The sequence below is a fragment of the Deinococcus sp. QL22 genome (assembly GCF_023370075.1).
Lineage (GTDB): Bacteria > Deinococcota > Deinococci > Deinococcales > Deinococcaceae > Deinococcus.
In genome coordinates, this window is sequence record NZ_CP097149.1 from 1,920,001 (window position 1) to 1,933,962 (window position 13,962).

Here is a 13,962-nt window from a genome sequence, read left to right on the forward strand (position 1 = left end):
CCTATGCCAAAGCTCCCACAAGCACTTCCTGCTCGCCAGCGTTTACGGCTCGAAGCTGTCCTGAAAGGCGTAGCGGTCGCCGCGTACCCAGTAATTGACATAAGACACGCGCTTGGGGCCGCTGTAGGTGGTGCGGCGCAGCAGGAAGGCCGCCGTGCCCAGCGACACCCGGAGCAGGTCGGCTTCTTCCTGTCGAAGATTTACGGCTTCCAGATTCTGCTCGACGCGGGCCAGCGGGATGCCCATGCTGACCATCGTTTCGTGGATGCTTTCGGCGCTGAGGTTGTGATCGAGCAGCTTAGGCACGATGGCAGCGTTGATATAGCGCTTCTCGATGACCAGGGCCTCATCGCCCGCTGTACGGAGGCGGTGAACAAAAATCACCGGGTCGCCCGGCTGGATTTGCAGCACGATGGCGATTTCGGGCGTGGCCTCGATCTGCATGGCCCGGAGAACCGTGGTGCGGTGGTCGGGATGCCGTGCCCACTCCTTGAAGGGACGAATGCGGAACATGCCTTGCCGGAATCGTTTTCCGGTGGGGAAGGTGCCTGCGCCCTGCACGCGGTAGACGTATCCTTCGCGTTCAAGCTCGTCTATAGCGCGGCGGGCGGTCATCCGCGACACTTCAAATTCGCGGGCAAGTTGCGGTTCGCTGGGGAGCGGTAGCCCTTCTGGGTAGTGGCCCCCAAGGAGCCGGTCTTTCAGTGTGCTTTTGATGAGCGGGTACTTCGCCATGCATCCCCTTCAGGCTCAAACTTAGCGTTCCTGCTGAGCCTCTGGTCGCCTATCTTAGAGTTTGTGTCAGGAGTACACAAGGTTGTCTGACTTGTGACTGGTATGGTAACAAAAATAAGAGGCAAGTTCAGGATATATGAACGTTAGATTTTTCACGCCTAGGCCGAGTCTAGCCACCAATATGCGACATCTCAACTTTCCGGCGCTGCGTCACTTCTCCACGCTCCTCACTGTAGCGGTCGCGTCTGATTTGCCAGACATTTGCGATTTGCGTCCGCAAGTCGTCACCTGATGCCCCAGTTCGCAGCGGCGCACGGAGGTCTGTTCCGCTTCCAGCAAACAGGCAGGTATACAGGATGCCCACTGCCGACAGCCGCGCCCGCGAGCAATCGCCGCAGAAGGGGGCCGTGACCGATGAGATCAGGCCGACCTCATGTCCCTGTGCGCCCCGGTGCCGCGCCGCCACCTCGCCCCGGTAGTTGGCCTGAGCGGGTACAAATTCGCTGCCCAGCCCGTCTTCGCTCAGGCGGGCCAATACCTCGCAGGAAGGGACGACGGCGTCCATATTCCAGCCGTTGTGGTTGCCCACATCCATAAATTCGATGAAGCGCACCACCGCTTTGCCCCGCAGGGCCAGCCACAGGTCGCGCAGGCCCGCATCGTTCACGCCGCGCTGCACCACCGTATTCACCTTGACGCCCAGTCCGGCTTGTAGGGCTGCCTCTATGCCGTCCAGCACGCGGTCTGGGTGGGTGCCCAGCCCGTTCATGCGCCCAAAAATATCGGGGTCGAGGCTATCTATGCTCACGGTGACGCGCTGCAACCCTGCCGCCTTCAGGGGAGCCGCCAGCCGGGGCAACAGCAGGCCATTGGTGGTCAGGGCAATGTCCTGCACGCCCTCCAGGCGGGTCAGGCGGGCGACCAGATCTGGCAAGTCGCGCCTCAGCAGGGGTTCGCCACCCGTCAACCGCAGTTTTTCTACGCCCAGGGCCACAAACGCCGCCGCCAGCCGCTCTATTTCCTCGAAGGTCAGCAGTTCGGTACGCGGCAAAAACGCGTAGTCCGGCCCGAAGATTTCGGCGGGCATGCAGTACGTGCAGCGCAGGTTGCAGCGGTCAGTCACGCTGATTCGCAGGTCGCGCAGAGGCCGCCCGAAAGCATCGGTCAGGGAAGAAAATGGCGGCGGAGGCAGGCTCATTGCCCCCAACATACGCGCCCCAGAGCCAGGGCAGCGGGAGGCAGGCGGCAATTCGGGCTGCGGCTCTGTTTGACCCTCTGAGTTTGCCGTGTGGCCGGCTGTGGGCGTTAGACTCCGGCCAATCAAAATTTACCCGGCCCCAGTTTATTTGGCCCCAGCCGTTCCGTTCCTATTCCCCGTGGAGAACCCCTGCCCATGACCGACCAAATTGACAATGTGCTACATGAAACCCGCGTGTTCGCTCCCAGCGCCGAGTTTGCCGCTACCGCCAGCCTGACTGCCGCCGAATACCAGACCCGCTATGAACGCAGCCTGCAAGACCCGGACGGCTTTTGGGGCGAAGTGGCGGGCGAGCTGGCGTGGATGAAGCCCTGGGAGCAGGTGCTGGACTGGCAGGAGCCGCACGCGCAGTGGTTTGTGGGCGGTCAGACCAATATCGCCTTCAATGCCCTAGACCGCCATGTGGCGCAGGGATTAGGTGGCAAGCGGGCGCTGATCTGGGAAGGCGAGGACGGCGAGGTACGAACCCTCACCTACAGCGAACTGTTGGCCGAGGTGAAGCGGGCCGCCAATGCCCTGACCGCGTTGGGCGTGGTAGCCGGAGACCGCGTGACGCTGTATCTGCCCCTGATTCCCGAAGCGGCGATTGCCATGCTGGCCTGCGCCCGAATTGGCGCGGTGCATTCGGTGGTGTTCGGGGGCTTCAGCGTGGGCGCGTTGTCAGACCGGATCAACGATGCCCAGAGCAAGCTGCTGATTACTGCCGACGCAGGTTATAGGCGCGGCCAACCCGTGAACCTGAAGGCCAACGCCGACGAGGCCGCCGCCCGCACGCCCACGCTGGAGCATGTGCTGGTGGTGCGCCGCGCCGGAACGCCCGTGGAGATGCAGGCAGGCCGCGACCTGTGGTGGCACGAAGCCTTGGCCGCCGCCGCCGCCGAACACGAAGCTGCCGCATTGGACGCCGAGCACCCCCTGTTTGTGCTGTATACGTCCGGTAGTACGGGCAAGCCCAAAGGCGTGCTGCACACCACAGGCGGCTACATGGTGGGCACCTACCTGACCACCAAAACGGTGTTTGATCTTAAACCCGACGACGTGTTCTGGTGTACCGCCGACATCGGCTGGGTCACGGGCCACAGCTATACCGTCTACGGCCCGCTGCTGAACGGAGCCACCGTGCTGATGTACGAGGGCGCACCCAACCATCCCGATTGGGGGCGCTTCTGGCAGATCATCCAGAAACACGGCGTCACCATTCTGTACACCGCTCCAACCGCCATACGTGCCTTTATGCGGCAGGGCGACGCCATTCCGGCGGCCTATGACCTCAGCAGCCTGCGCTTACTGGGGTCGGTGGGCGAGCCGATTAACCCCGAAGCGTGGATGTGGTACCGCCGCGTGATCGGGGGCGACCGCTGCCCGGTCATCGATACGTGGTGGCAAACCGAAACGGGGGCGATCATGCTGACCACGCTGCCGGGGGCGCATCCGGCCAAACCCGGCACGGCGGGCCTGCCCATGTACGGCGTAGAGGCGGCTATCGTGAACCGCGAAGGCGAGGAGCTTGGCCCCGATGAGGGCGGCCTGCTGGTGATCCGGAGGCCCTGGCCCTCCATGCTCCGCACCGTGTACGGCGACGACGAACGCTACCGCAAAGCCTACTGGGGCGAGATTCCGCACGTGTACTTTGCCGGAGACGGCGCACGCAAAGACGCCGATGGGTACATCACCGTGATGGGCCGCGTGGACGACGTGCTGAGCGTATCAGGCCACCGCCTGGGCACCATGGAAATAGAAAGCGCACTGGTGGCCCATCCCAGCGTGGCCGAGGCCGCCGTGGTGGGCAAACCCGACGACCTGAAGGGCGAGTGCGTGGTGGCCTTCGTGCTGCCCCAGGCGGGCCAGACGGTAGACCCGGTGGCCCTGCGAGCCTACGTGGTGTCTCAGATCGGCGCACTGGCCCGCCCCGACGCCATCTACATTGCCGACGCCCTGCCTAAAACCCGCAGCGGCAAGATCATGCGGCGGTTTTTGCGGCAAATTGCAGCGGGCCGCAAGATAGAGGGCGATACGAGTACGTTGGAAGACCCCAGCGTACTGGAACGGCTGGCGGCGACGGCGGTGGTGTAAGGCACGTCATTGGGGCGGAGGCCAGTCCATACCCACGTTGAACTGGCCTCCACCCCTCGTGCTGATTGCTTCCCTTCAAGAGGGAACGTGGTCGATCACCGGGGCCGGGGCTGTCAGCGTAACTTCGCCCAACCGCCGGGCAGCCTCCACCAGCACTGCCGGAGGCTGCACCAGCGCAAAACGCACAAAGCCCTCTCCACCCTGTCCAAAGGCCCGGCCCGGACTGAGAGCCACTCCAGTCGTCTCGGCCACGCGCACGGCGTAGGCCACGCTGTCGGTGAGGCCGGGTACCCGCGCCCACAGGTACATGCTTGCCTGCGGCGTCTGCACCGTCCAGCCCAAATCACGCAGGGCAGGCAGCAGCGCGTCACGGCGTTGCTGGAACACTCTGGCTCCCTCGCGGCCCAGATGATCGGGCAGGCCCAGCGCCACCGTTGCGGCCCGCTGAATGCCCAGATAGGGGTGGAAATCCACCGCACCTTTCACGCGGCCCAGCGCGGCAATGGCCCCGGCGTCGCCCGCCGCGAAGCCCACCCGGAACCCGCCCATATGGTGCGTTTTGCTCAGCGAATGCAACTCTACGATTCCTTCTATGCCCGCTTCCAGCGCACTCGGCGCGTGGTAGTCGCCAAAGGTCAGTTCGGCGTAGGGGTGATCGTGGATCAGCAGCGTGCCCCGCGCCCGGCACCAGGCGGCAGCGTGGGCAAAAAAGGCTGCGTCGGCCACCGCTGAAGTCGGATTATTGGGGTAATTCAGCAGCAGCACACGGGGGCACAGGTCGGCGGGCAAACTCGCCAGATCGGGTAAAAAACCGCGCTCTGGCCTCAGCGGCAGCGGAATCACATCTAATCCGGCCACCGCCGCCGCGCCCAGATACGGCGGGTAGCAGGGATCAGGCAGCAGCAATATGTCGCCGGGATCAGTGACGGCCAGCAGCAGATGTGCCAGCCCTTCCTGTGCGCCGATCAGGGGCAACACTTCCCGCTCAGCAGCCAGCAGAACGCCAAACCGCCGTTCCAGGTACGCCGCCGCCGCTTCCCGCAGCGGGCGGGTATCCGAAAACAGGGGGTAGCGGTAGGAACTGGGGTCGTATGTGGCGTCGCGCAGGGCATCCAGCGCCTGCACCGGGGGGGCAAGGTCGCTGGAGCCGATGCTCAGGTCAATCACCTTCAGGCCCGCCGCCCGCGCCCGCCCAAGTGCCGCATCCATCAAGGAAAATACGCTGGTCGGCACGCCCTGTGCCCGCTGAGAAGCCCACATGGACGCAGCCTAGAGCATTTGGTGGGAAGAGCGCCGAAGGAGTTAAGACAGCACAACCGCTGTGCTCGCGCCCATGCAGCCGGGCCCGCCTCTACATATGAAAATAATTTACAGACTCTGCCCACATTGACAGAAATTATTTTCAGGCAGTACGCTGGGGCCAAAGCTTCTGCTGTTCCCCGCCAGACATCCCGCCCAAGGAGCGCCCATGATTGCCCGCTCACTGCAAAACTTACACGGTCACACCTTACGCGGCCACATTCTGCACGCAGACGGCATATTTCGGCCCGGTGCGCTGAGCTTCGGCCCGCAGATTTCAGGCCTGATCACCGAAAACGCCCCTGCTGACCTGCTGATCTTGCCCGGATTCATAGATACCCATGTTCACGGCGGCGCGGGCGGCGACACGATGGACGGCCCCGCCGGAGTGCGGCAACTGGCCCGCCTGCACGCCCAGCACGGCACGACCACATTGCTCCCCACCACCATCACCCACCGCTGGCCCGAAGTGTTGGCCGCTCTGCGCGGCGTGCGCGAGGTGATGGATTCGGGGGGCGTCGTGGGTGGCGCGGACATCATTGGGGCGCATCTGGAAGGCCCGTTTATCAGTCCAGGGCGGCTGGGGGCGCAACCGCCGCACGCCATCTTGCCTCAGCCTGCTCTGACTGCCGAACTGCTGGATCTGGACGTGATCCGCGCCGTCACGCTGGCCCCCGAACTGCCCGGAGCACTGGAATTGGCCCGCACTCTGGCAAGCCGGGGCGTCCGCATCGGCATCGGGCACACCCGTGCTGACGCCGACACCGTGTCCACTTTCCTGCACACACTGCAAGAGTTGGGCGCGGCGACCTCTGCCACGCATCTCTACAACGCGATGGGCGGGATAGAAGGCCGTACACCCGGCCCGGTGGGGGCGCTGCTGGCCGACCCACACTCCTTCCTGGAAGTCATTCTGGACGGCATTCATGTGCATCCCACCAGTTTTCTGCTGGCCCGCGCCGCTGCACCGGGCCGGGTGCTGCTGATCACCGACGCAATGCGGGCTGCCGGACTGGGCGACGGCGACAGCGAACTGGGCGGCCAACCCGTGACCGTGAAAGACGGCAAGGCCACCCTGCCAGACGGCACGATTGCCGGAAGTGTGCTGACGCTAGATGTGGCCCTCAGAAACGCGGTGCGGCTGGGCATTTCACTGGCCGAAGTCAGCCGGATGCTGAGCGCCGCCCCCGCCGCCTCGCTGGGCCTGACCGACCGGGGCGAGTTGCGCGTGGGCCTGCGGGCCGACCTGACCGTGCTGGACACCGACCTGAATGTAAAAGCTGTGTATGTGGGCGGCCAATCTATTCCTCTTCAAGCCCACCCTACCGAGGCCAACGTATGACCAACCCACTCAACCCGCTGATGCTGCAAGAAGCCCGTGAGGCGCCCGCCGTCATTGCCCGCCAATTGGCCGAGAATGCCGAGGCCGCCGCACGGTTGGCCGAGGCCCTGCGCCAGCGCCGACCGCCGTATGCCGTGACGGTGGCGCGGGGCAGTAGCGATCATGCCTGCACCTTCCTGAAATACGCGCTGGAGACGCAATTGGCGCTGCCTGTGGCCAGTCTTGGCCCCAGCGTGCATACCCTCTACGGCACGCGGCTGGATCTGCGCAGCGCGTTGGTCATTGCGGTGTCACAGAGTGGGGCCAGCCCGGATGTGGTGGAAAACGTGCGGATGGCACGCGAAGGCGGGGCGCTGACAGTGGCCCTCGTGAACGTGGAAGACAGCGATCTGGCGGGGGCCGCCGAGTTCGTGTTGCCCCTGAAATGCGGCGAGGAACGCGCCGTGGCCGCCACCAAAAGCTACTTGGCTAGCCTCACCGCCTTTTTGCCCGTGCTGGCGGCCCTGACTGAAGGTGATGCCCTCAACACCGCCCTGCACGCTCTGCCCGCCGCCCTGACGCGCACGCTGGAATTGGAACCTGCTGCCAGCGAATTGGCGGAGCGCTACCGGTTTGCCGACAATTTGCTGGTGCTGGCGCGGGGGCTTCACTTTGGGATTGCTCAAGAAGCCGCGCTGAAGCTCAAAGAAACGTCGGGCATTCACGCCGAAGCCTATTCTGCCGCCGAGTTCAGTCACGGCCCCAAGCGCCTGCTGGCCGAGGGTGTGCCGCTGCTGGGTTTTGCCTCCGCCGACGCCGCCCAAGGGGCGACGGCTGCCGCTTACGCCGATCTGCTGGCTGCTGGAGCCGACCTCCGTACCATCGGCCCGGCACTGGGCAGCACCCTGACCACGCCGCAGACCGGGCACGCCCTGACCGATCCGGTGGCGAGTGGACTGGCCTTTTACCTGTACGGCGCGCATCTGGCCCTGCACCGGGGCCTCAATCCAGACGCGCCCCCGCTGCTGAGCAAGGTCACAAAAACGCGCTGAATTGAGTCCCGCAGTTTTGGTACTGACTGGACATAACGCTGCCGCTGACGCCGGGTTGTTGTGAGTTTGCGGTTGAAACTATAACAAGGGCAGAAGGCGGTCAATGTCGGAAGCAAAGCGCAAACGCTCGACCTACTAGATTCAGGTTCACATGTCCATCAAGCATTCGAGCTGCGGAATCCATTGGGCACAGGTTGGGCACGGTAAAGATTCGAGTCCATTTTCATTGAGTAGCCCAACAGCAAAAACCCCCGCACTGGGCGGGGGAATTTTTATTGGCTCGGCAGGTAGGGATCGAACCTACGACCATCCGATTAACAGTCGGACGCTCTACCGCTGAGCTACTGCCGAATATCTGTGATTCCGTGTAGAACGGTGTCCACAGCTTAGGCCAGAGCCTTGCGCCTTTTTCGGGCGCGAGAGGGATAGTAGCATGGCCCCCGGAAGCACGCAAGTCCCCGCCCAGCCCAAATGGACAGTACCCCCAAAACGGGTCTCAGCCGATGGGCTTAGGCCTGCGCTCCACCCGGCATGATGGTTCCCGGCGTTACGCCTAATTGGGCCAAGGCTTCGGCCCAGCGGTCTTCGGCATTGACCTTCCAGATCAGGTCGGGGGTGTCCTGTTCTACCCAGATCCACATGCCCACGCGGGCCTCTTCGGTCAGTTGGCCCCCGTCCCATCCGGCGTATCCCAGTACCAGCATGTACTCTTGGCCCGATTCGATCACGGCCCGCAGCACATCTAGGCTGCTGGTCACCAGTAGGTCGGCACTCAGGCGTACTTCTCCGTCCAGGTTCAGCGGCGTGCGGTACAGACACCAGCCCAGCGTGCGGTCTACCGGGCCGCCGCGCCACGCCGGGCCTGCTTGCTCCGGCATATCGGGCAACAAATCCGACACTGACTGAGACATGGGCGCGTTAACGATCAGGCCCATTGCGCCTTTGGTGTCGTGCTCTAGCAGCAAGATCACCGCGCCCTCGAAGATGCCGCCGCGCAGGTGCGGGCTGGCCACCAAAAACGTGAGCGGAACAGACATCGGCTACAGGATAACGGGGGAGATGGAGCAAAACTAGAACCCCCATTGAGGAAGGAAGCTTAAAGTCAGTAGGTAATGGTTCGCTGAATGCTGAGCGTGGTTCGGCCTTCTGAGGTGTAAATCGCAGTGACCCAGTTTCCCCAGGCGTCGTAGGTAAATTTGCTCAGATGTGTTTTTCCTACGGTCTGTGACTGAATTTGACTGGTTTGGCCTTTCGTGGTCACCAAGACTTTGCTGGTGCCCAGAGTCGCCCCACTGACGTCCTTGCTCACCGCCCCAGTCCATTCGCCCTGTGCATTGTACGTATACACAGTTTCTTCCAGGAATGTTGCTTCGGCATTCTGTGGGGATTTAGCGAATAGCGTTCTCTTCAACGGCCACCCTAATGTGTTAAGCGTGATCTGTGCTATGTCGCTATGAATAACCGTACCGTTAATAATCATATCCTCGGTTTCGGTGATTGAGCCGCCGTTATTATAGTTACAGGAATAACGAACCGAGATTTTCTCCAGACTGCTGATAGATAAGATAAATGATGTTAGAGTGCTAGGTCGTTTTTCTTTATCATAGGCAGCCAACAGAGGTGAGGTTGATGTGTTCTTGGAATCGTGCTGTTCGAGACTGAGCAGGAATTGGTTTGCACTCTTCTCTTCAAAGAGCTCCATAATAGGAAGCTTCGTCTGCTTCCAGAATCCGCCGACAGGTTTATTTTCCTTGTAAAGATAGAAGTATGTGGTTTTACTTAAATCTTTATACCAAATCGTCTTATAGATATTGTTGTTGGCAAAAAAATCTGTGCGCTCCCATTGTGTAACTGCTTTGCCTTGGGAAGGGTCTGAAGCAGTCCAGTTCACGCGGATGGGTTTCCCACGATAGGTCTCTTGCGGGAAGCCCACTGCGACTGGGAAACCTACTTCAAAGGGATCCGGGGCACACCAACTGGCCTCAACCGAGCCGATACTCAGAACAACACCCCAGAAGAGAAACTTGACTGACCACCTGTGCTGTAAAATGTCCATACACCACAAAAATACACCCTGTCGGATGAAGACCAGGGTGTATTTGAGGAGTGGGAACAGATTTAGGCGCTGGCTCCCGCACCCCGGCGGCCCGTTTTGCGCTTGGGCGTTTCGGGGGTTGCGTTGCTGCCTATATTGCTCAGGCCTGCGCCGCGTTCCAGTGCCTTCAGACCGCCCACCAGGGCCACGTCCAGCACTTCGTCTACGGTTTCGCAGGGGTGAAAGCGCATGCTGCTGCGGAGGTGCAGAGGAATGTCGCGCAGGTCGGGTTCGTTGGCTTTGGGCATGATGATGTGCTTGATTCCGGCGCGGCGTGCGCCCAGCACCTTCTCTTTCAGGCCGCCGATGGGCAGATAACGGCCAGTGAGGGTCATCTCGCCGGTCATAGCGACATCGTGCCGGGCGGGAATGCCGGTCAGGGCGCTGATCAGGCTGGTGGCCATTGCCCCGCCCGCGCTGGGGCCTTCTTTGGGAATGGCTCCGGCGGGCACGTGCACATGAATTTCGCTGTCATCGATGCGCGACTTGTCGATGTGGAAGCGCTCGCTGTTGGTTTTGGCGTAGGTCAGGGCGGCGCGGGCCGACTCCTTCATCACGTCGCCGAGTTGCCCCGTGAGTACCAGACCCTTGCCGGGCATCACGCTGGTTTCCACGAACAGGATGTCGCCGCCCACCGGGGTGTAAAACATGCCGGTGCTGACCCCCACCATGTCTTCGCGGTTCTCAGTTTCGGGCGTGTGGCGGGCCTGACCGAGGTAACGATCCAGTTCCTTGTCGGTCACTTTCACGCGCTTGACTTCGCCTGTGGCCACCCGGCGGGCCACCTTGCGGGCCACCGTACCAATTTCGCGCTCCAGGTTGCGCACGCCCGCTTCACGGGTGTAGTGGCTGATCAGACGCTCCAGGGCCGCGTCGGTAAAGCTGATCTGATTGGCCTTCAGGCCGTTCTGGGTCAGCTGGCGGGGCATCAGGTAGCGCTTGGCGATTTCCAGCTTCTCCTGCTCGATGTAGCTGGAAAAGTCGATGACTTCCATGCGGTCCATCAGGGCGGCGGGAATTTGTTCGGGGTAGTTGGCGGTGGCAATGAACATCACTTCGCTCAGGTCGAAGGCCACACCCAGGTAGTGGTCGGTAAAGTGCTGGTTCTGGCTGGGGTCGAGGACTTCCAGCAGGGCGCTGGAGGGGTCGCCCTGATAGCTCGTTCCCAACTTGTCCACTTCGTCCAGCAGGATCACGGGATTCTTGGTGCCTGCCGTGCGGATGCCCTGAATCAGGCGTCCGGGCATCGCGCCGATGTAGGTACGGCGGTGGCCCCGAATGTCGGACTCGTCGCGTGCGCCGCCCAGGGCAATCCGCACGTACTTGCGGCCCAGCGCCTTGGCGATGCTCTGCGCGATAGAGGTTTTACCCACGCCGGGAGGCCCGGTGAAGACCAGAATCGGCCCCTTGTTCACGTCCTCGGCGCTCAGTTCTCCGCGCTCGGCACGCTCTTTCCGCAGACGACGCACGGCCAGGAACTCCAGCACGCGGTCTTTCACCTTTTCCAGCCCGTAGTGGTCGTCGTCCAGAATCTGGGCGGCTTCGGGTACGTCCAGACGGTCTTCGCTGCGGGTGTTCCAGGGCAGTTCCGTGACCCAGGTCAGGTAGGTGCGAATCACGCTGGCTTCGGCGGCGTCAGGGTGCATCCGGGCCAGGCGGTTCACTTCGCGGTCAATTTCCTTCTTCACGTCGGGCTTCAGTTCCAGCGCCTCGATCTTGGTGCGGAAGGCGTCGGCCTCGTCGCCCTCTTCGCCGTCCTCACCGCCCTGAAGCTCCTTCTGAATGACCTTCATCTGCTCGCGCAGGTAGTATTCGCGCTGGTTCTTGTCGATCTCTTCTTTCACCTGTGCGCGAATCCGGGCCTGCACGGCCTGCACTTCCTGCTCGGTGTCCAGCAGCGTCAGCAGCTTACGAATACGGGCCACCGGGCTGGCGGCTTCCAGCAGTGCCTGCTTGTCTTCCAGCTTAAAATCAAGGTTGAAGGCGATGTGGTCGGCCATCTCGCCCGCTTCCTCTTTGCCCTGAATGGTCTGCACGCTCTCCGCGCTGACCTTGCCGTTGGCGGCGATAATGTCAAACTTTTCGCGCAGCTCACGGGCCAACGCCTGAAATTCCACCGGATCGGCGGCCACTTCGGGCATCAGTTCTATATCGGCGCGGAGGTACTCGTCGCGGGTGTAGTTCTTGGCGCGGGCGCGGGCCACTGCCGACACCAGCATTTGCACGGTGCCGTCGGGATTCTTGCGAACACGCAGCACGTTGCAGGCCGTGCCCACGTCGTACAGGTCAGCGCCCTGAGGATCATCCACATCTTTATCGCGCTGAGACACGATCAGGATGACTTTTTCGCCTGCCATGGCTGCCTCAATCGCGTTGATCGAGAGGGAACGGCTGGCATCGATGTGCTGCACCATCGTCGGGTAAATAACGCTGCCACGCACGGGGCAGACGGGAACATTGGCGGGCAGTTGGAGGATGTCGGTGGTCATGATTGCTCCTTTTGACCAGCAACAGGGCGCGTCCTAGGGGGCGGCTCTGCATTGAGAAGTGTGCATTGAACTGGGGGTTTGGCGTCCGGTTTAATTCTTACCTGATACCAAGAAACTTGAGTGCAACTATATCAAGTTTAGAGAGAGGGGGCAAGCGCCCTCAGCCCCGCCGTGCCTTGATACACCCCTTGCCTTTGCCGTGTGGCCCACGCAGTCTGTACCACATCTCAACGCTACTCCGCATGCCCTGACACAACCCTTGCGCTGCCTGATGGGAGGTTTAGGATTGATGGGGCCGGGGGTGAGAGGCAACCGCGCTTGCCTTTCCACGTCCAGAAGCTCCACTCCCGCTCAGACCAAAGAAGAGCAGAGGCATTCCTGCCCCCACTCTCCCTACCGGCTTGAGCTTCCCGCCTACGCCAGCAAGGCCCGCGCAATGATCAGCTTCTGAATTTCGCTGGTGCCTTCATAGATTCTGAGCAGCCGCTGATCTCTGTAAAAACGCTCCACCGGGTAATCCTTCATATAGCCCATGCCGCCCGCCACCTGCACGGCTTTGTCGGCCACCTGAGACAGCATTTCGGTGGCGTGATACTTGGCGATGCTTGCCATTCGGCGCACGTCTTGGCCTTCATCTACCATCCAGGCCACTTTTTGCCACAGCACGCGGCTGGTTTGCAGGGCAATATCCATCTCGGCCAGCATGAATTGCACCGCCTGAAATTCGCCAATCGGTTGTCCGAACTGCTCGCGGGTTTTGGCGTGCTGCACACTCAGATCCAGCAGGCGCTGCATGGCCCCGGTGCTGCGGGCCGCGATGCCCACCCGCCCGGAAGTCAGGATGCCCAGCGCCTCGCGGTAGCCCAGATGCTCCGGCCCCAGCAGGTTGCCAGCCGGAATCTCGGCGTCTTCAAAGATCACTTCTGCCGACAGCGCCCCCTTCTGGCCCATTTTCTCGTCTATTTTGCCCACGCGCACGCCAGGAGTCGTCTGCGGCTCCACCAAGAATGCGCTCATGCCTTTGGTGCCCTGCGCGGGGTCGGTAATGGCGATCACGGTCAGCAGGCCCGCAATAGGCGCGTTGCTGATGTAGTGCTTGGTGCCGTTCAGCACGTACATATCACCGCGCCGCTCGGCCCGCGTGCGAATGTTGGCGGCGTCGCTGCCGCTGGTGGGCTCGGTGATAGCAAATCCGGCCACGCACTCGCCCGACGCCATACGCGGCAGGAAGCGCTGCTTTTGCTCCTCGTTGCCCAGCTTCACGAGGCCACTGGTGCCGATAGAAGCGTGGGCGCTGATGACGCCGCCAAAGCCCATGTGCCCCTGCCCCAGCGCCTCGTAGGCCGCGCAGCGCCCCAGCATGCCCAGGCCTGCGCCGCCGTATTCCTCGGGGATGCTCAGGCCGAACAGTCCCAGCGCCGCCGCCTGCGCCATCAGTTCAGGCGGCACGCGGTTGGTGTCCTCGATTTCGTGGGCACGGGGTTCGACCACATTCAGCATAAAGTCGCGAATGGTGTCCTGCACGTCGCGCAGGTCTTCCGGCAAATTAAAGTTCATGTGTGCCTACAGGGTACGGCAAAGCGGCGGCGGGAAAGAGTGGGCGGGGTTGACTTGTTCCGCACATAGGGACGGGAGAGAAG

10 protein-coding genes and 1 tRNA gene are annotated in these 13,962 nt (G+C 62.2%); 3 read left to right on the forward strand and 8 right to left on the reverse strand.

The window, feature by feature from the left end; genetic code table 11:
- Nucleotides 1-42: 42 nt before the first annotated feature.
- On the reverse strand, nt 43-735 hold the full coding sequence (locus tag M1R55_RS09535; protein ID WP_249391565.1) for a GntR family transcriptional regulator: 693 nt from the start codon (nt 733-735) through the stop codon (nt 43-45).
- A gap of 169 nt (nt 736-904) precedes the next feature.
- Nucleotides 905-1,933: a GTP 3',8-cyclase MoaA gene (gene moaA / locus M1R55_RS09540; protein ID WP_249391566.1), complete on the reverse strand. Its 1,029-nt coding sequence runs from the start codon at nt 1,931-1,933 to the stop codon at nt 905-907.
- Between the two features lie 195 nt (nt 1,934-2,128).
- On the opposite strand from moaA, the gene acs reads away from it, so the two are divergent.
- Nucleotides 2,129-4,066 (forward strand): acetate--CoA ligase, encoded by a 1,938-nt coding sequence (gene acs / locus M1R55_RS09545; RefSeq protein WP_249391567.1) that lies wholly within the window; start codon nt 2,129-2,131, stop codon nt 4,064-4,066.
- 75 nt (nt 4,067-4,141) lie between these two features.
- Here the strand turns inward: acs and M1R55_RS09550 are convergent, their stop codons facing one another.
- A complete protein-coding gene (locus M1R55_RS09550) occupies nt 4,142-5,326 on the reverse strand; it encodes an aminotransferase class I/II-fold pyridoxal phosphate-dependent enzyme (RefSeq protein ID WP_249391568.1) in 1,185 nt (394 codons plus the stop codon).
- Between the two features lie 208 nt (nt 5,327-5,534).
- On the opposite strand from M1R55_RS09550, the gene nagA reads away from it, so the two are divergent.
- Entirely contained in the window at nt 5,535-6,707 is a 1,173-nt protein-coding gene (gene nagA / locus M1R55_RS09555; RefSeq protein WP_249391569.1) for an N-acetylglucosamine-6-phosphate deacetylase, read from the forward strand.
- Nucleotides 6,704-7,738 carry an SIS domain-containing protein gene (locus M1R55_RS09560; protein WP_249391570.1) on the forward strand — a complete coding sequence of 345 codons (1,035 nt, stop codon included), beginning with the start codon at nt 6,704-6,706 and terminating at the stop codon, nt 7,736-7,738. The genes nagA and M1R55_RS09560 overlap by 4 nt, the downstream gene beginning before the upstream one ends.
- A gap of 276 nt (nt 7,739-8,014) precedes the next feature.
- Here M1R55_RS09560 and M1R55_RS09565 read toward each other — a convergent pair.
- The 5 genes from M1R55_RS09565 to M1R55_RS09585 all read right to left on the reverse strand — a co-directional run bounded on the left by M1R55_RS09565 (nt 8,015) and on the right by M1R55_RS09585 (nt 13,879).
- Nucleotides 8,015-8,089, reverse strand: a tRNA-Asn gene (locus tag M1R55_RS09565).
- A gap of 158 nt (nt 8,090-8,247) precedes the next feature.
- On the reverse strand, nt 8,248-8,775 hold the full coding sequence (locus M1R55_RS09570; RefSeq protein ID WP_249391571.1) for a YqgE/AlgH family protein: 528 nt from the start codon (nt 8,773-8,775) through the stop codon (nt 8,248-8,250).
- Nucleotides 8,776-8,840: 65 nt separating this feature from the next.
- On the reverse strand, nt 8,841-9,794 hold the full coding sequence (locus M1R55_RS09575) for a hypothetical protein (RefSeq protein WP_249391572.1): 954 nt from the start codon (nt 9,792-9,794) through the stop codon (nt 8,841-8,843).
- Nucleotides 9,795-9,856: 62 nt separating this feature from the next.
- Complete coding sequence (gene lon, locus M1R55_RS09580) at nt 9,857-12,322, reverse strand: endopeptidase La (protein ID WP_249391573.1); 2,466 nt, start codon at nt 12,320-12,322, stop codon at nt 9,857-9,859.
- A 414-nt stretch (nt 12,323-12,736) separates the two neighbouring features.
- Nucleotides 12,737-13,879 (reverse strand): acyl-CoA dehydrogenase family protein, encoded by a 1,143-nt coding sequence (locus M1R55_RS09585; protein ID WP_249391574.1) that lies wholly within the window; start codon nt 13,877-13,879, stop codon nt 12,737-12,739.
- Nucleotides 13,880-13,962 lie beyond the last annotated feature (83 nt).